This window comes from Butyricimonas hominis (assembly GCF_014287455.1).
Taxonomy (GTDB): Bacteria; Bacteroidota; Bacteroidia; order Bacteroidales; family Marinifilaceae; genus Butyricimonas; species Butyricimonas muris.
In genome coordinates, this window is record NZ_JACOOH010000009.1 from 303,920 (window position 1) to 322,598 (window position 18,679).

An 18,679-nucleotide genomic window follows, 5' to 3' on the forward strand; every position below is an offset into this window, starting at 1 on the left:
CTATTTATAAATTATATCGTTCATTAAAACTTCATTACCGGGCATTTCTAAAATCTTCAATCATCTCGAGCAGATAAGAATAATGAAGATTCGTTTCCCTGTCAGCTGTCCCGACTTTTTGCCTTAACAGGTTCTCAACATGTTGTAACAACAGGTAATAGAGATGTTGCGAATTATCATGAGCCACGTTATACACACCATAATGCAGACCGAATCCGGCAACGTCCTCCATATGTCGGCATCTTTCGCCCGACATACATATCCTTTCGCCTGCAAACATCGGTTCTCGGGACTGCCGCTCCGACTCTGCCTTGTAAGCAGGAGCCAATCGGGCAAACAACCCGTTTAGTACAACTTGTTGCAGATAACGTTCGGATTGTTTTGGTTTTCTTCCCTTTAACGTCGATTCCCACACCCCGGCATAAAGGTCATCCAAATATTCTTTCGGGGTATAGGCATCCGGTTCCCGATAAGCACAAAGAGATACCCGTTTGGTATTTAATAATGCCCCCGCGAAAAAATTAATAACATCCTGTGATTTTGGTGCTCCCACGTGCAGATTGCCAGTATACGAGAAATCATCCAACCACTCCAAGTTCTTCAAATGTTTCAACAGAAAAAGAAAGTTACGTTTCTGAATATCTTTCGGCACAACTTGAAAACTCGGCATAGGATCACCCACGAAACGTTCCGTCAGGTAAACACCCCCGACATTCATGTAAGCGTTGTACAAATATCCCCGACATTGGTAGACTATCTCGTCATAGATATGCATCCGGTAAGAATAATCCTTATCCCGCGGCTGCATCCACTCATTCAAATGATTCAGAATATATTTTAGATTAGCCATTCCATAATCACCCGCTTTCACGGCATCGTCACCCAGATCTTCCGTCAAAGCACTGGGATCATAGACACCGCGAATTTGTTGTTTCCCGTAACGATACATCGGATCACCCGCTTTTTCAGCAATCCAGTCTTGTACAACTTTATTTTCTTCTTCCATCGTCGTAGCGTCGGGCACCGGCTGGTAATTAACCTTAATCGCGTAATAATCATACACGCCCAGTTCCGGCGGTGTTAAACGCACTCCTTTATCCCCCGGTTGCGCCACATAATTATACCGGGCATAATCCATGATAGAAGGTGTAGTCCCGTATTTTGCCGTAAAAGTAGCAGAACGAAGCGAATCTACCGGAATGGAAAAAGAAGATGCCATATTGTGCATCAATCCCAAACAATGTCCCACTTCATGAGCCACGATGTAACGCATACTTTCATACAGCACGTCATCAGGCTGTTTCACGGTTCTTACCCGTTCGTCCACCTGTGCAGTCTGCACGAAACGCATATCGTTTATCAACCGGATGACATCATGATAAATATAAACAGAAGCGTTAATTATCTCACCTGTTCTCGGATCTGTCCACGAGGGTCCCATCCCGTTAGCGATACTGATCGGGGCATAGCGGATACAACTGTATTTCAAGTTATCCGGGTCAAATTCGGGGTCGTCTGTCGGGAAATCACGACTAACCATCACGTTTTTCAAACCGATTTCTTCAAATGCCTTGTTCCATTCCCGAATCCCGGCATGCACGGCAGCTTTCCAATCTTCCGGAAACCCGTTGTCCACGTAAAACACGATCGGTTTTACAGGCTCCACCAATTCACCCCGCTTGTAGGCTTCCATATCTTCAGGCTCCACTCGCCAACGGTTCATCAAAAAAGTATATCTGGAACCGTCTGTTTCCGTTGTCATATTTTCTTTCACGGAATAGAAAAGCCCTACCCTTGGATCGGCCAATCGCCCGCGCATAAGATCTTTCTCCGGGAGCAGGATCATCGAACGGTTCATTTTTACCGTTACGGCAGTTTTTACACTCTTCCCCGTTACCGGTGACATTAGGCTTTGATCATAAGAAAGTGAAGATATCACGGCAATATTATCCTCAAAAGCCTTGATGTCATCAATATAAGAAACTTCCCGGTTAAAAGTAGCCCTTCGCTTCAACTTCCCGTAACCGGTAGAGCGACTATACGGCTCAAAAGGAGTCAAACGAGCATCATCAGCTAGAAATAACCAAGTCATATCAAACACGACTGCCGTACTGTCCGCATTGTAAGCCATGATTTCCATCGCTTTAAGCACAGGTGGAATATTACTGTTCCGAATCGCCCGATTGTACGATTCCTGATCTGTATCACTATATACTTGAAGTACGGACGGCAGACTTATCTGTACCAATTCAATCTTCTTATCCCTCTTTTGAAACGCTATATGCAAAGGATCCGTGGGTTTCTGACCGATAATGGCATTTCCGTTGTCACTAATCTCCACCACGGTCGAACCCAACAGAAATTCTCTTTTCAGCAGAGTCAAAGGAAATTCAAAATAGACCTTATCTTCAAATTTGTGAAGCGTGATCATTCCCTCGCGAGTCACGTACTTTTTCCCTTCAAAAAGCTGGTCATATTTGCTCTCCTTCTTCTGCTCCACACACTCATCCTTCCCTTTCTTTTTCCGTCTTTCGGCTTGTACCTCCACAACATCCGTCAACAGAAAAGAAAACAAACAGAATAGAACTAAAAGGAAATTCTTATTCATATATCTTGTTTTAGAATGCATCACTTATTCTTTAAAAATCCCTCGATCTGTGACAACAAATAAGCATAATGTCCCCGAGTCTCACAAGTCCCGTTGTTTTTGTTCTCTTTCATCAGATTTTGTATTTTCAATAACATCTGATGTAAAAGATGCTGATTATTATCATTCGATACATTCGCCACGTACTGGATAAAGTCATACCCGAACCTGCCATTCAAGTTTTGTTGAAATTCCATCTCGTTCGAGAAGCGATCAAAATTCGCAGTTTTCATACTCATTGCTTTCCTCTCTGACACCCCCTCGATCATTTCCCGAATCCGGTAGTCCGGCAACCCGGCGTGACCGCCACAAGAACAACTGTATGCCGGACGGGATTTAGCCAATACCATATCTGCCATAGTCTTCCTTCCCGATGCCGGATTCACGTCACGAATCAAGGAATTCACGATTTCAGTTTGTAGGATACGTTCCGATTCGGTCGGGTCCTTTCCCCTGATTGTCGATGCCCATATCATATTGTAAAGATCATCCAAGTATTCTTTCGGGGAATACGCTTTCGGGTCCCGATACACACCCAGCGCCAGACGTTTGGTTGTTACCAACGAACCGGCAAAAGCTTTCAGTAATAAACGGGCGTTCGAACCGTCAAACTCCAAATTCTTCACCACGTCGGGACTATCCAGCCACTCCATGTCTTTCAACTCGTTAATAACGAAACGTAAAGCCCGTCTTTGCACCTCTTTAGGAACAACTTGATAAGTTTTATAAGGATCACCGACATAATGTTCATTAATATAGAATCCTCCAACATTCACCAGAGCGGTATAGATATATTGAGAATACTGGTTACAGATTTCACGGTAAATATTATCCCTGTAAGTGTAATCTTTATCCTGACTATCCATCCAGTTATTGAGATTTTTGAGAATATATTTCAAATTCCGGATACCATATTCACCCGCTTTCACGGCATCATCACCCAAATCCTCCGTCAACGACGACGGGTCAAAAGTCCCGTACCCGATTTGCTGTTTCCCGTAACGATACATCGGATCTCCGATTTTATCCGAAATCATTTTCCGCAGAACCGGCAATTCTTCTTCCGGCGTACGAGCGTCCAACAGAGGCTTGTATCCCCATTCGATAGCATAATAGTCATACACGCCCAATTCGGGTGGAGTCAACGCAACCCCTTTATCTTCCGGCTGCGCGATATAATTAAAGCGGGCATAATCCATAATAGAAGGGGTAGTCCCGTATTTTTTCATGAATTCCGCATCCCGGTAAGATTCTACCGGAATCGAAGCCGACGAAGCCATGTTATGCATCAATCCCAAGGTATGCCCGACCTCGTGAGCCACGATATATCGCATACTCTCGAACAAAACATCCTCCGGCAATTTAGTCGTACGTACCCGCTCATCCACTTGAGCGGTCTGCACGAAACGCATGTTATTCACTAATTTAATCACGTCATGGTAGATCAACACGGAAGCATTCACCACTTCACTATTACGAGGATCAACCCAAGACGGTCCCTGCGCATTAGCCATCCCGACCGGACAATAACGCACGCAGGAATATTTTATATTGTCCGGATCGAATTTCGGATCATCTTTCGGGAAGTCATAAGACTGCACGGCATTTTTAAAACCGATCTTTTCAAAAGCCTTGTTCCAAATTCTCACTCCGGCATGAATCGCGGCTTTCCACTCGTTCGGGAATGCATCATCGACATAATACACGATCGGCTTCATCGGTTCTACCAGTTCGCCCCGCTTATAAGCTTCCACATCCTTAGGCTGAAGATCCCAACGATTGATATAATACACATCTTTCACTCCATCCTGTTCGTCCGTAATAACTTCTTTGCCGGAAACAAAATAACCGATTCGGGGATCGGCCAGCCGGGGACGCATAGTCGGTTCCTCCGGCAATAAAACTAATGAACGATTCACCCCCACGGTTACCGGTTCATCCATAACCAACACGAACATCCCGTAAAGGGCAATATCCTGCAAATAAGAAAGTGAAGAGGTGACGGAAACATTATCCGAGAACGCCTTTATGTCCCCGACATAAGACAATTCCGACTGGAAACGCTTTCTCCGTGTACCCTGTCCGTAATAAACTTTTTTCCCGTAAGGATCAAAAGGATCCATCCGGGAATCATCGCTCACGAAGAATTTGGTCGTTTCAAAAACAACTGCCGTACTATCGGCATTGTAAGCCTTCACCGCAAATCCTTCCATAATAGGCAAACGGGTTCCCTTCTTCATGGCCTCTCCGATGTTTTTATCCTTGCTCTGGCTGAAAATCTGTGCCCGAGAAGGATTCGTCACTTCGCACAGGTAAACCATACTATCGGTCATCGTGAAAGCTACATGTAACGGTGTCTGATTCTTTTGTCCCACCAATGCATTCGAGTTATCACTAATACTGGAAACAGTCGAACCGAGAAGCATATCCCTTCCCAACAAGCTCAACGGAAACTCAAAATACAATTTACCATCCACCTTATGAAGCGTGATCATCCCTTTCACCGTGGTACACTCTTTACCTTTAAAAAGCTGGTCATAAGCAGATTCCTTAGGAGTTTGCACCTCCTCCGTTTTTCCCGCTTTTTTCTTTTTCTCCCTCTTTTTAGCATCTGCAATCAACGGAATACAGACAAGAGTCATCAAAATAACTAAAACTCTGATTTTCATAAATACTTCTAATTTACATACAATTTATTTCATCCCAATATTTATACAACGCTCTCCCGTTCTGGAACAAACAAGACTTAAATAAATCTCTGTTCCAGCCGATTAGAGGAAGCCCGAAAAGAATTTCAAATGAAAAGACCTTCGGGACTCCCTTGTTTTCTGTTACAAATTAAAAACTCCAACTATTACCGTAACCTACCTTGTAGCGGATGTGCACGATCTCACCAAAATCATGAGTGGAAGCATAAAGCAATTTTTCTTTCTGGCCATTCACGGCTTTTCTCGTCAAATCCAACACGTAGAACTCTCCGGATTGCATACCGATTGCCACCCTGCGACTACCAACACATTCCGAGTCGATAGCCGTAATAATCTGTCCTTGTGGAAATTCATAATACTTTTCTACTGGTAACTTAGCATCACGATCATATAACCACAGCTCGTTATCTTTAGAAATCAATACATAGGGAGTTCCGAAATCTTTCCCGAACACCCACGAACGCAACACGTTAAACACGTTCTTTGAAGTTCCGTTTATCACTTGACTCAAATCTATCTGCCGTTGCAACACCGGAAATGCCGAAGGATTAGCAGATTCTTTCATCTCGTTCACCCGAAAATCATGCGTGTAATAATTCCCGGTTGTCCGATCCCGCAAAATAGAGTAATATCCTTGATCACCACGTCCTTCGTTAACCTCGTAATACCCGGTATGCAAGACCTCCATTGTACCCAAATCATTCAATCGCGCAAAGTCCGGGGCATACGCGGATTCATCCACTGCAAATTTAAACACCTTTCCAGCCACTTCTTTGCTCAGGTCGGAAATTGCTAAGAATCGGTTGTTCACTTTATCATACATCACGGTAAAACCCAATCCGGCAAAGGGAGCCAGCACAAAACGTGAACCATCTACCTCTTCTCCCTCAAATATCAACGGACGATCGATAAAATAACCGGAATTATACAACTGATCGGTCAATTTCTTGCGAGTATACACTTTCCCGTCATGATTCACCACGCAGGTCAACCACTTCATATCAATCATATCTATCGGTTTAAAATCCGTCGGCAGATTCCCGTCCAAGAAGATATTATTTAACAATACGTCTTTCGTGAAATCCTGTCCCGATAAATCAACACATCCTTGACCGCCGTTTTGCAACACCCAGAAATTTCCAAGATCTCCGCCACCGGCAAAATGTTCCAACACCCGAACCGGTTCCGAGCCTAATTCCTCGTCATTTACCAACCGGTAAATATCCGGTACGTCTTCGTACGTGAATTTTCCATAGTCACTCCCGTCATCCTCATTTTTTTCCCGAATATAGGAAAGAACGGACTTCCCGTTTTGTTTCGCTAGAACAACCCACGCTTCTTTGGCATAAGGAGAAGTCAAAAGAGCTGATATTCCCCCGGAATAAGCGACACCGGTACGATTATCAATTACATTCATATAAATACTCTGGTAATTGACCACGGTATCGACCACCCATTCCAAATTCCGCTGATCAGAAATTTTCCTTCCGAGGAAAATCCATTCATAACTCAAATCAACATCATTACTGTCAATAGCAAAGGTCAACTTAGGTGACAATTTAACCGTTTCCCCCAAAACCGCTTCAAAATAACTTGCATCAAAAGTAACCGTAATATCATTCTTGGGGTCGTATGAATAATTTCCCTTATCATCATAGCAAGAACTCATCCCTAAAATCATGACGAGTAAAAAAAGTATATATCTTATTTTCATTGCCATTATTTTTTAATCATTAATAAATAGGCACCGTTAAATTCAACTCCGGATGCAAAGTCAAGTAATCTTTAAACTCTAATGCCAACAGCCGTAATTTAGTCGGATTTTCCTTTAACAACACTGGAATTTCCGTTGCATCTATTTGGGTTGCAATCAAGAAATGTTTGTATTTCTCCGGAGAATATTCTCCCAGATACACGGAAATGATATCCCCTTCCCACCAGAGCGGTTTGCTTTCCACGTTGTTAAAATGCACTTTTACCGTACGATTGCGACTTAATCCCGGAATAAAGCCATTTCCCTCTTCCAGTTTAATCATCAACGTCACGGGACCATCACTCAATCTTTCGGTCTTTTTCAACACCACATAAAGAGTATCTTTCAACTGATTCGCACCGAATTCAGGCTCCAAATCCAAAACATACTCTTCCAGAAGTGCCGTGGTTCCGGTATCAACCACGGAAACACGGTAATTAGCTTTTTCCGTGAGGAGATTACCCATTAAATTGACCTCAAATCCCGCTTTATACTCATCACTTGTCGGATAATGCGAAAAAGACACGGAAAGATCGGCACTATCCAGACTTGTCGTGAAATAAAGATATCTTTCGGATTGATAGGTCATTGTTTCCTTTTCACTACAAGAAAAGAGAGCAAATACTATCGCTATTATAGTTATATAGTTCTTCATATACATCTTACTATTTTATTAATGAATCAGTTGATTGTCAGGAAGAGGCAATACTCTGCCGATCGTGTATCCCCAATCATTCGGGGTCATATCATACTTTTTATAATAATAAAACAACTGTCCTTCCCCTATAAAATCCCTTCTGGCATCCCTCAATATAGCTTCTTGCATCTCCTCCAGACTCCCGATCTGAAGTTTACCGCCCCGGATACCTCTTGCCATTCTAACCTCATCCAATTTATTAATTCCCAACTGCGTCTGTCCTTCCGTGTAAAGAGCCTCACTGATAATATAATACATCTCGCTCAAACGTACCATCGGTATCAAATCCTCCCCATAAGAATTCCCGACCTGTGGGGTATATTTTTTCGAGTAATAATAATAATCATCCACAACCGAGAATAAACCCAAACGAGCGTCTTCCGTGTCAATCTCGTCGTAATCCTCGTTATAGATAATCGCGTCATAATATACAGGTAACTGAATATTTTCCGAACCGAGATAATGGCTATAATCATCTATTAATTTCTGGTTGGAAAGAGCGAAAATCACTCCGTCGTACAATTTATAGTTACTGTTATAACTCCCTCCCCCGGTAAATGTAAAACATTTATTGAGATACATCCCATTCTGATAAGTCGCATCCAGAACTTCCTGCGCATTCTCTCTTGCCTGCGTCTGTTTGTCACCATAAGAATATACCCGGGCTAAAATTGCACATATAGCATAGTAATTCATCCGGTATCCCCGGTATAAATAGAATAAATCATCCGGCAAATTTTTATCTCCTCGTCCGCCTTCTATTCTCGCGCTGGTTTTCATCCAAGATCTATGATCGCCCACCGTATCAAAAGGAGCTACAAGATTCTTGGCTTTCAACAAATCACGCTCTATTTTTTCCAGAATCACACTCACGCTCCCTCTGGGTTCCGAAGTCGACCCGTATCTTTCGTAATACGGAATGTAGCCTTTATCATCCGCCACCTTGGGAGCCGGAGCAAACAAACGCAACATGTCAAAATGCAGATAAGCCCGCAATGCCAAAGCTTCCCCGTGAATCATATCCCGCTCGGACTCTCCCCCGACAAATTTCGACGGGTTCTCTCCATCGATACGGGCAATAATGTTATTACAATTTGCGATAGAATTGTAAGCTTGTGACCAGAATGCCTCAGTAATAGCCTTCACCCCCGTGGCGTTGTATTTTCCTAACAACACGTCATAATAATCATGGGTACTGCAATCATAGTAAATCGTCAACGGATCATACACCCACCCCATCACATCAACAAAACCCCATGTTAATTCCCTGCCATACATTCGCGAAGTCGCCATATCCCGATAAACTCCATTCAACGCATTCCGGTAGCCATCCCCGGTCGCGAAAAGAGTTTCCTCGTTTACCTGATCATCAGGTGCAACATCCAACCATTGCTCGCATGAACCCAACATGAACGGCAACAGCACAGCTAATATTATCTTATTTATCTTCATATTCTCTTGATTTCTAATTCCTAAATAACTAACTCCGATTTAGAAAGTCGCTTTTATTGAAAAATTCACCGCTCTGGCAAAAGGATAACTAAGCCCGCGTTCCGCCTTAACAGATGAAATTCTGAAAAGATCGTTCGCCCCCACTTCCAAACGCAACATACCCAAATGGGCTTTCTTTATCAATTCCGAATTAAAATCATATCCCAAAGTGATCGAATTCAATGTTACCACGTTATAATCCTGTACAAAACGTTCTGTCGGATTTGTCGTTTCAATACCGTTTCTTCCGGTTTCAAGAGCTTTAAATTTAGCTTTATCACCCGGTTTCTTCCAACGGTTGGTAAATACTCGCTTATCCACGTTTGAAGTATACAGATTGGCATTTTCAACCTTGTCAACTAAAGTCTGGTTGTATTGCTGCCCACCGAACTCGTACATAAACGTCGTGTACAACGTAAAATTCTTATAGTTCACGTTAAAACCGAACGTTCCCTGTGCTTTCGGTTCCGTATTTCCCACGACAACCTGTTCCGAACTATTCCATGTATAAGTAACGGAACCATCACGATTAACCAGCATCTCCTGCCCAGTAGCGGGATCTATTCCTAAAGATTTCATCGCATAAATCGAAGTCAATGAACCTCCCTCTTGGTATTTCGTGATAGGCTTGGAAGTGGAACCGTCATAAGCATTTGACTCTGCAAAGTTTTTATCTACCGCATCATTATAAGCCTTCAGACTCTCGGAAACTTTCAATATCTCATTCTTATTATGAGCCAAATTGCCGAATACGGAAACATACCAATCGTTATTGCGGAATACATCGCTTTTCAATTGAATCTCGTATCCTTTGTTCATCACTTCTCCCAAATTATCCATGTAAGTCGTGAAACCCGCTGCACTCTCGATCGTCACATCATTGATCAGATCAATCGTTTTTTTCCGGTAATAGGAGAATTCCATCTGCAACCCGCCATTAAACAGTTGTACATCTATACCCAAATCCAACTCCTTCGTTTTCTCCCAAGCCAGATCCTTATTTCCCAACGCCATCAATGAAGCGCCAAAGCCTGTTTTATACCATTCTTCACTCAGTATCTGGTATATAGTCTGTGCCGCGTAAGGCGGGAAATTTACTTTACCGGTCACCCCGTAAGATCCTCGGATTTTCAGCACATCAATATAACCGTATTTCTTCATAAACTCGTAATTATGAAGATTAATACCTAAACCTCCCGACCAGAAAGGAGCAAACCGTTTATCGGAACCAAATTCGGAAGAACCGTCTGTTCTCACCGAAAGATCCAACAAATAGATATTATTGTAAGTATAGTTCAAACTTCCCAACACACCGAACAAACGGGTACTGTTCTGACTTACCGTCGGTTTCTCCACAATTTCCTGCGCGTAATTGGGAGAATGTAACGAACCGGAAGGAAATCCCCTGTAAAATGCCGATGTCGTAGAAGTATGCGTAGACGTTGCGTTAATACCAATATTCAGATTGATATTGTGTCCGCTTATAGTGCGGTTGTAAGCCAAAAAAGCATTCAAATCCCAATCGAACCCGTCACCAGCACTTGTACGAAGCTCTCCCGAACTACTATTGGCCGCACTCAACACCTTACCGTTACGCATTGACTTCGGATCAATAAAATCGTCACTTTTCGTGTTTTTCTTGGTTAAACTGAATTGTCCTTTTATTTGCAAATAATTATTCACGTACCAGTTGGCACTCAAATTATTTATCAACTCATCCACTTGTGACTTATTAAAACTCTTTAATCCGGCCTCGTACAAAGGATTCTTTAACTCCGACGAAGATCCCCCATGCCAATTAAAGGTCTGTTTCAAGTAATTCCCGTCCGCATCCTTATACTCGTCATACGGTTGCTTTGAAGTATAGTCCGAGAAAGTACCGTAAGGAGATTCTTCCGATCGTGTAATATTATAAGATATATAATTCTTTACTTGGAAAGAACCAATCCGGTAATCAATATAAAAACCAACCCCCATACGATCCCGGTAAGATTTTTTCATCACACCGTCTTCATTATTATAGAGCATATCCAACCCGAAACGAATATCATTGGTTCCCCCTTCTATATACAAACTGTGTTTATGATTAAATGCCGTTTGTAACGGCTTGGCTAACCAATAGGTATCAACACCGTGAGCAACATTGTTGAGCTTACCATTATATTCTACATCATATTTATTCTGATCAGAATAATTAGTAGCCTTATAAATGCCTGCCGCCACCTCTGCTTCCAACTTTTCCTTTGCGTTCATCAGGTTATAGTCGGTCAGATCCGGTGCCGTCACGGTTCCCGTCATACTATAAGATACCGATACTTTACCCGGAACAGGGGCAACGGTAGTGATAACCACGACACCATTAGCCGCACGGGACCCGTACATAGCCGAAGCAGCCGCATCTTTCAGTATCGTTATACTTTCAATGCGATTCGGGTCCATATCATACAATTTCTCCACGCTAATTTGGAATCCGTCCATGATAAAAGTCGGCAAATTCGGGTTGTTTTCCAGTTCTGACTTGGAAAGATTCTTCTTTCTATCCAGATCTTTCACCCCGATACCGGAACGTCCGCGGATATACAATTCGGGCACGTTGTTCGGGTCCGAACCCCACTGGTTATTTTGCTGGATACGAAAAGAAGGATCAAAAGTCTGCAACGCTTGAATTACATTCGTTTTGGAAACCTTCAACAAATCTTCTCTCTTCACGGTAACGGAATTTCCCGTGAAACTCTCTTTTCTGATATTGGCGTACCCGGTCACGACAACTTCCTGCATCTCTTTCACGTCCTCTTGAAGGCGAATGGATATCTCCTTTGCATCATCTTTCGGATCATTCGGCAAACGATATTCTTTAGTAACCATTCCCACGAAAGAGAATACCAGTATCGTGCTATCCATCTTCGGTACCTCAATCGAGAATTTCCCATCGATATCAGTCACGACACCTAAAGTAGTACCTTTGATAAGCACGGTAACCCCCGGAAGAGTTATCCCCTTCTCGTCCATAACCTTCCCTTTGATTTTCCTGAAAGTTTCTTTTTTCTCGTCATCACCTCCTTCCTTCTTCGAAATAACCAGAAAATCGTCTACCATTTTACACTCCAATCCGCTGCCTTTCAGTGCCTCATTCAAAGCATCTTTGGCATTTACATTCGTCAGCCGAACGGTTACGCGTGACATATTCTTCAACAAGGTGTTATTATACACCACCACGTAACCGGACTGCGCTTCCACTTCCTTTATGATGTCTTCAATCAGAGCATCCTTAAAGGAAATACTAACTCTTTCCTGTGCAACTCCTGTTTCAGCATGTAACTGGAACAGAGTTACAAAAACGATCAATAATTGCAATCGCATAATTTTCCATAGTTTAGACCATACTTTTCCCTCCCGGAAAAGTTCATCCGTTAAAATTTTTTTCATAGATTTGTATAACTATTTATTTAAAATTCTCTCTTGCAGGAGAGGGTTATTAAAGAAAAAAAGGGGAAGAGGCCAATCTTCCTCTTTTTATTTTTTACTTATCCATATCGTTCCATCTTTTTGTATTGAAAATTTTAATGATTGAGTATTTTCCAACAATTTAAGAATAAAATCTATCGGTCTGTTACGCAAAGCTGCACCGGAAAAACAGACATCCCGTAAAGACTCGTCCGAAAAATAAAACTTCACATCATACCAACGTCCCAATGCCTCGGTAATCTCAGATAAAGGAGTGTCGTAAAAATAAAAAGTCCCGTGACGCCAAGAAGTATAATACTTCAAGTCAACCTCTTTTACCGTGATTTCCTTGGACGTTTTATCGTAAACGGCATGCTCCCCGACATTCACCCTCTTCATCGAATGATCACCCCATAGATTTATTTTCCCAGAAGTCAATGTCGCACTACAATCCCCTTTTTCCGGATAACAGGAAGCATTAAACGAGGTTCCCGTCACTTCAATTCTCGCATCCCCCATCAACACGTTAAAAGGTCGCTTTGCATCTTTTTTCACTTCAAAATACGCCTCTCCCGTCAACTTAACTTCCCGGGTATCTTGCCCGAAGCACAACGGGTATTCCATCTTCGTTTCAGAATTCAACCATACTTTCGTTCCATCCGACAAGATCAGCATATACTCTCCCCCGCGAGGTACGACAATCTTATTATATACCAATTTACCGACTTTATCCGTTTCGCGCAAAGAATCATAATAATTCAATGTATTACTCTTATCCCGGAATAGAATTTCCTGATCAAAATAACCGTCCCGTATCGTAGAATCACTTACATCCTTAAGATTAATCTCCCGCCCATCAGACAAATAAAGAATAGCCTTCGCTTCCCCCGGTTGAATATCGTACTTTGCAATCACGGGGATATTTGTATTTTCCGTCGTACGATCAAAAACATAATAAGCCACGAGTCCTGCTAACAAGGGGAATACTATCGCTGCCGCGTACTTTAACCACGAATATCTCCGCATAACGGGCGACGGCTTCACTTGTTTCATGACTTTACCCAAGGCCAGTGGTTTATCCAAACGGTCATATCCTTTTAGCAAAGCACCGCATTGAATAATTGATCGGATATCCTTGTAAGCACGTTTATTCTCGTCGGAAGCCTCAAGCCATTCTCGCAAACAGGCTTTTTCTTCCCCGGAACATTCATCTCGAGAATCCCGCCATATTATATCTTCTATTTCTTCTTTCATCATAATCCAATATCAATTCTTTACATAGAAGACGAAAAAAAACAGAAACGGGTGAAAGAAATTACTCGAAAATCGTGAAAAAAGTAAGAAATAATTTGAAATCTTCTTTGTTCAAGCTCTCCCGAAGAAGCTTTAAGCTTCTGGATAGCTGCGTTTTGATCGTGTTCAAGGAAACATGCATTTCGTCTGCAACTTCCTTGTATTTTTTGTTATCCACACAGATAGCGACAAACACATAGCGACATTTTTCCGGCAAAGCTTCTATCGCCTCCAACAATTTATCCATTGTAGAATCTTCCTCCGATTCCGTATGGAAAAAATATTCCAATTGATCTGCTAATGAATTTATATCAACCGTATCGTACTTTTTAGCCCGCGACAGATCAATACATGCATTACGCACCATCCGGTATAAATAAGAACGAGCAGACATAGTCCCTGTCCCCTCCTGAAAAATATCCCAAAATCTCACGAACACGTCCTGCACGATATCCTCCGCCTCAGAAAAATCACCGCAAAACCTTACCGCATACAAGCACAAAGCCTTGTAGTTTTTGTTAAACAGTTCAACAAACAATTTTTCTTTATGTACTAATTCTGAAGACATCACCTTCGTTTTTTAAGCACAATACCATCTAATTGCGCACGTAAAAATATAAAATAATTTCGGTCCATTTATTGAACATCTTATTTTTAAATTATAAACCGACTTTTTTCTATTTAGAAACGAAGGACAATAGCATTATAAAATATCATTGCCGATCCGATCATTCTCAACTGGATTAGTATTCTTTATCAAAAAGTTATCTCACTGAAATAATACCCCTTGCTCGAAGCCCTCACGAAGCTTCGCCAGAGCATCGCTACACGGAGCTATTCGAGCCACGGGGTATCTTCCGGACAGCTTCGAGGGAGGGGTATTATTTCCCAATAATTACCATTAATCTCCATGGCTATAACGGAAGAAACCCGCTTGATAACAAAATCAAGCGGGTTTCTTTATACAATATAATCGGGTATTTCTACCGATCATGAACCAAATCTTTAGTCACCCAAAGTAGCAACCATCACAGCCTTGATCGTGTGCATACGGTTCTCTGCCTCATCGAACACGATAGAATTTGCAGACTCGAACACGTCTTCGGTTACTTCCAATCCGTTCATGCCGAATTGTTTGTAAACATCACGACCTACTTGAGTATCAAGGTTATGATATGCCGGCAAGCAGTGCATGAATTTGCAGTTCTTGTTTCCGGTCAATTCCATAACTTTAGCATTCACTTGATACGGGGTCAACAATTTGATACGTTCTGCCCATACCTCAGCAGGTTCACCCATAGATACCCATACGTCAGTGTACAGGAAGTCGCAACCTTTCACTCCTTCTTCCACGTTATCGGTAATGGTAACTGTAGCTCCGGTTTCTTCAGCGATAGCCTTGCAAGTAGCAACCAACTCGGCATCCGGTTGCAATTCTTTCGGGGCAACAATGCGTACATCCATACCCATCTTAGCACCACCAACCATCAAAGAGTTACCCATGTTGAAACGGGCATCACCAAGATAAGCGAAAGTCACTTTGTTTAAAGGCTTATCGGTATGTTCCATCATGGTCAGGAAGTCTGCCAGAATCTGAGTCGGGTGGAATTCGTTGGTCAAACCGTTCCATACAGGTACACCTGCATATTGAGCCAATTCCTCAACAATAGCTTGTCCGAAACCGCGGTACTCGATACCATCATACATACGTCCCAATACACGAGCCGTATCAGCCATGGATTCTTTCACGCCAATCTGAGATCCGGAAGGACCAAGATAGGTCACGTGAGCACCTTGATCATGAGCAGCTACTTCGAACGCGCAACGGGTACGGGTAGAAGTTTTCTCGAAAATCAAAGCAATATTTTTACCTTTCAAACGAGGTTGTTCAGTTCCGGCATATTTTGCTTTTTTCAAATCAGCAGCCAAATCCAACATGTATTTGATCTCTTTCGGAGTGAAGTCCAACAACTTCAAGAAATTTCTGTTTCTCAAATTAAAAGCCATAACTTTATTAATTTTAGATTTATAATTTTAAATTTCAGATTCATTATTTATGGACAAAAGTACAATATCCCATCGAGAATTAAAAACTCATTTCCAGTTTTCAACTCTCCATTTTCAATTATCTTCTATCGTCCTCGTATTCCATCGTGATTTTGGAACCGTAACGTCTGTCTTCCAACTTTGTGGCTTCGGTAATCACTGATTTTTTTCCACCATTCTTAACAAAACGCAAACAAGCACGAATTTTCGGTGCCATACTTCCCTCTGCAAACACTCCTTCTTCCATGTATTTCATCGTATCGGCATAATCCAAGAATTCCAATTTCTGTTGCGACGGTTTCTTGAAGTCCTTATAAATATAAGGAACATCCGTCAAGATATAGAACTCGTCCGCTTTCACTCTCGTACCTACCATAGCGGAAGCCAAATCCTTGTCGATAACACCTTCCAACGGCTGGATGTCACTCTTCTCGTCGATATACACGGGAATACCACCACCTCCGGTAGTGATCACGATATTGCCTTCGCGAGCCAAACGTTCCACCAAATCGGCATTCATAAAATCTTTCGGGTCCGGGGAAGGAACCACCCGACGCCATCCGCCTTCAACCTTGATCTCTTCCTTGAAAACCCATCCTTTCTCGGCTGCCAGTTTATCCGCCTCTTCTTTCGTGTATATCTTACCCACGCGCTTGGTCGGATTCTGCATCGCCGGATCATTCTTGTCCACGATCACTTGGGATACCATCGAGATCACGTTACGTTGCAGACCGTGCTCTTTCAAAATATTTCTCAAGTTACGTTCGATCATGTAGCCGATCTGTCCTTGCGTGAAAGCCACACAAGTGTCCAAAGGCATGGCAGCGTTACCGTACATCTCTACACCGGCAGCATTATCCATAAGCACGTTTCCTACCTGAGGACCGTTTCCGTGCGAAATAATCAAATTATACCCTTCCTTAATCAAGTATATTAAATTTTCCAACGTATCTACCGTGTTGGCATTTTGCTCCTCGATAGTTCCTTTCTGGTTTCCTCTCAAAAGAGCGTTTCCACCTAACGCAACAACCGCTAACTTCTTTTCCATTACTGATATTTTATTGTTATTCTTCTTTTTGTCTAAAAAAATTCCGAAAGCACAAAGCTAACGAAATTAGTTACACAAAAAATAGCCAATTTTCATTTTTATCAAATCACAAATCACTGTATATCAATTCGCTGTATAAATATTCTTCCCGTTTTTATAAATATGCAGCGCAAAAACCATGTTTTTGCCTGCTCGGAAAAAAAATAATGGATAATGGTTCTTAACCGCCTCTTTTTTTGTACCTTTGCACTATGCAAGACGAAAACAAACGATCATCGAGAAATTTGTTTCAGCGATTTGCCAACAAATACACTATCGTGGGGTTGCTATTTGTTATATGGATCGCGTTGTTCGATAAATACAGTTTTATCGATCAGTTACAGTTGCGCTCAAAAATCAGCCAGATGGAGAAAGAAAAAAATTACTACCGGAAAAAGGTTGAAGAAGATAAACGCAAAAAAGATGAATTGTTAGGGAATCGGGATAACCTCGAAAAGTTCGCCAGAGAACAGTACTTGATGAAAAAAGAGAACGAGGATATTTTTATTATCGTAAAGGAATAGGGTATTGGGAAGGATTGTTGCTATTGATTACGGGAAAAAAAGGGTTGGCATAGCGGTCACGGATCCATGCAAGATCATCGCCAACAGTCTAACGACAGTCAAATCACACGAGGTTTTACAATTTCTACAAGATTACTGCTCGAAAGAAAAGGTAGACCTTTTTGTCGTGGGACACCCCAAACAAATGAATAACACGGACTCTGAAAGCATGACTTACATCAAGCCGTTTCTCGTCGCACTCAAACGTAAACTCCCGGACATCCCCATCGTCATGTATGACGAACGCTTCACCTCAGTCTTGGCACACAAGGCGTTGCTAGAAGGAGGAGCCAAGAAAAAACAACGTCAGGATAAAGCAGTTATCGACGCCATCAGTGCCACGATCATATTGCAATCCTACATGGAATCACAAAGAAACATGAATATTTAATATGCTGTTACCTATTTACATTTACGGACATCCGAAACTTCGGAAAGTATCCGAGGACATTACCCCGGAATACGAGGGGTTAAGCAAACTGCTCGATGACATGTGGCAAACCATGTACGAGTCAGACGGGGTGGGATTAGCTGCCCCGCAAGTCGGGAAAAACATACGCATTTTCGTGATTGACGGAAGCCCATTTGAAGAAATTGACCCGGACTGTAAAGATTTCAAGAAAGCTTTTATCAACGCGCATATACTGGAACGTTCCGGGGAAGAGGTGCCTTTCAATGAAGGCTGCTTGAGTATTCCCGGCATTCACGAGGACGTGATGAGAAAAGATCATATAAAAATCGCCTATCGGGACGAGAACTGGGTAGAACACGTGGAAGAATTCACGGGCACCCGCGCACGCATCATCCAACACGAATATGATCACTTGGACGGAATCATGTTCACTGACCACTTGTCCGCTCTGAAAAAACGTTTATTAAAAGGGAAGTTGAGTAATATCAGTGCCGGGAAATTCAAACAAAACTACCGGGTAGTTTTGCCGAAATAGCCG

Annotated in this window: 13 protein-coding genes; 3 read left to right on the forward strand and 10 right to left on the reverse strand. The window is 42.3% G+C overall.

What is annotated here, in order from left to right; genetic code table 11:
* Window positions 1–34: 34 nt before the first annotated feature.
* The 10 genes from H8S64_RS19370 to H8S64_RS19415 all read right to left on the reverse strand — a co-directional run bounded on the left by H8S64_RS19370 (window position 35) and on the right by H8S64_RS19415 (window position 17,127).
* Complete coding sequence (locus H8S64_RS19370; RefSeq protein ID WP_186978351.1) at window positions 35–2,608, reverse strand: zinc-dependent metalloprotease; 2,574 nt, start codon at window positions 2,606–2,608, stop codon at window positions 35–37.
* Window positions 2,609–2,628: 20 nt separating this feature from the next.
* Window positions 2,629–5,316: a zinc-dependent metalloprotease gene (locus H8S64_RS19375; protein WP_255469626.1), complete on the reverse strand. Its 2,688-nt coding sequence runs from the start codon at window positions 5,314–5,316 to the stop codon at window positions 2,629–2,631.
* A 169-nt stretch (window positions 5,317–5,485) separates the two neighbouring features.
* Window positions 5,486–7,069: a PKD-like family lipoprotein gene (locus H8S64_RS19380; RefSeq protein WP_176555162.1), complete on the reverse strand. Its 1,584-nt coding sequence runs from the start codon at window positions 7,067–7,069 to the stop codon at window positions 5,486–5,488.
* 19 nt (window positions 7,070–7,088) lie between these two features.
* The gene (locus H8S64_RS19385) at window positions 7,089–7,763 is read right to left on the reverse strand and encodes a DUF4843 domain-containing protein (RefSeq protein WP_186978352.1); all 675 of its coding nucleotides are present in this window, start codon (window positions 7,761–7,763) and stop codon (window positions 7,089–7,091) included.
* Between the two features lie 18 nt (window positions 7,764–7,781).
* Window positions 7,782–9,257: a RagB/SusD family nutrient uptake outer membrane protein gene (locus tag H8S64_RS19390; protein ID WP_186978353.1), complete on the reverse strand. Its 1,476-nt coding sequence runs from the start codon at window positions 9,255–9,257 to the stop codon at window positions 7,782–7,784.
* Between the two features lie 39 nt (window positions 9,258–9,296).
* The gene (locus tag H8S64_RS19395) at window positions 9,297–12,722 is read right to left on the reverse strand and encodes a SusC/RagA family TonB-linked outer membrane protein (RefSeq protein WP_186978354.1); all 3,426 of its coding nucleotides are present in this window, start codon (window positions 12,720–12,722) and stop codon (window positions 9,297–9,299) included.
* Window positions 12,723–12,809: 87 nt separating this feature from the next.
* The gene (locus H8S64_RS19400) at window positions 12,810–13,997 is read right to left on the reverse strand and encodes a FecR family protein (RefSeq protein ID WP_099294357.1); all 1,188 of its coding nucleotides are present in this window, start codon (window positions 13,995–13,997) and stop codon (window positions 12,810–12,812) included.
* 58 nt (window positions 13,998–14,055) lie between these two features.
* Window positions 14,056–14,601 (reverse strand): RNA polymerase sigma factor, encoded by a 546-nt coding sequence (locus tag H8S64_RS19405; protein ID WP_186978355.1) that lies wholly within the window; start codon window positions 14,599–14,601, stop codon window positions 14,056–14,058.
* A gap of 437 nt (window positions 14,602–15,038) precedes the next feature.
* Window positions 15,039–16,040 carry an ornithine carbamoyltransferase gene (locus H8S64_RS19410; protein ID WP_099294361.1) on the reverse strand — a complete coding sequence of 334 codons (1,002 nt, stop codon included), beginning with the start codon at window positions 16,038–16,040 and terminating at the stop codon, window positions 15,039–15,041.
* Between the two features lie 118 nt (window positions 16,041–16,158).
* Window positions 16,159–17,127, reverse strand: coding sequence for a carbamate kinase (locus H8S64_RS19415; RefSeq protein ID WP_186978356.1), 969 nt, complete (start codon window positions 17,125–17,127; stop codon window positions 16,159–16,161).
* A 251-nt stretch (window positions 17,128–17,378) separates the two neighbouring features.
* Between H8S64_RS19415 and H8S64_RS19420 the strand changes: the two genes are divergently transcribed.
* Genes H8S64_RS19420 through def form a run of 3 tightly spaced genes read left to right on the forward strand, consistent with a single transcriptional unit; the run spans window position 17,379 to window position 18,676 of the window.
* The gene (locus tag H8S64_RS19420; RefSeq protein WP_227216794.1) at window positions 17,379–17,690 is read left to right on the forward strand and encodes an FtsB family cell division protein; all 312 of its coding nucleotides are present in this window, start codon (window positions 17,379–17,381) and stop codon (window positions 17,688–17,690) included.
* A 4-nt stretch (window positions 17,691–17,694) separates the two neighbouring features.
* Window positions 17,695–18,120 carry a Holliday junction resolvase RuvX gene (gene ruvX / locus H8S64_RS19425; RefSeq protein WP_099294367.1) on the forward strand — a complete coding sequence of 142 codons (426 nt, stop codon included), beginning with the start codon at window positions 17,695–17,697 and terminating at the stop codon, window positions 18,118–18,120.
* A 1-nt stretch (window position 18,121) separates the two neighbouring features.
* The gene (gene def, locus H8S64_RS19430; protein ID WP_099294369.1) at window positions 18,122–18,676 is read left to right on the forward strand and encodes a peptide deformylase; all 555 of its coding nucleotides are present in this window, start codon (window positions 18,122–18,124) and stop codon (window positions 18,674–18,676) included.
* The last annotated feature ends 3 nt before the right edge of the window (window positions 18,677–18,679 follow it).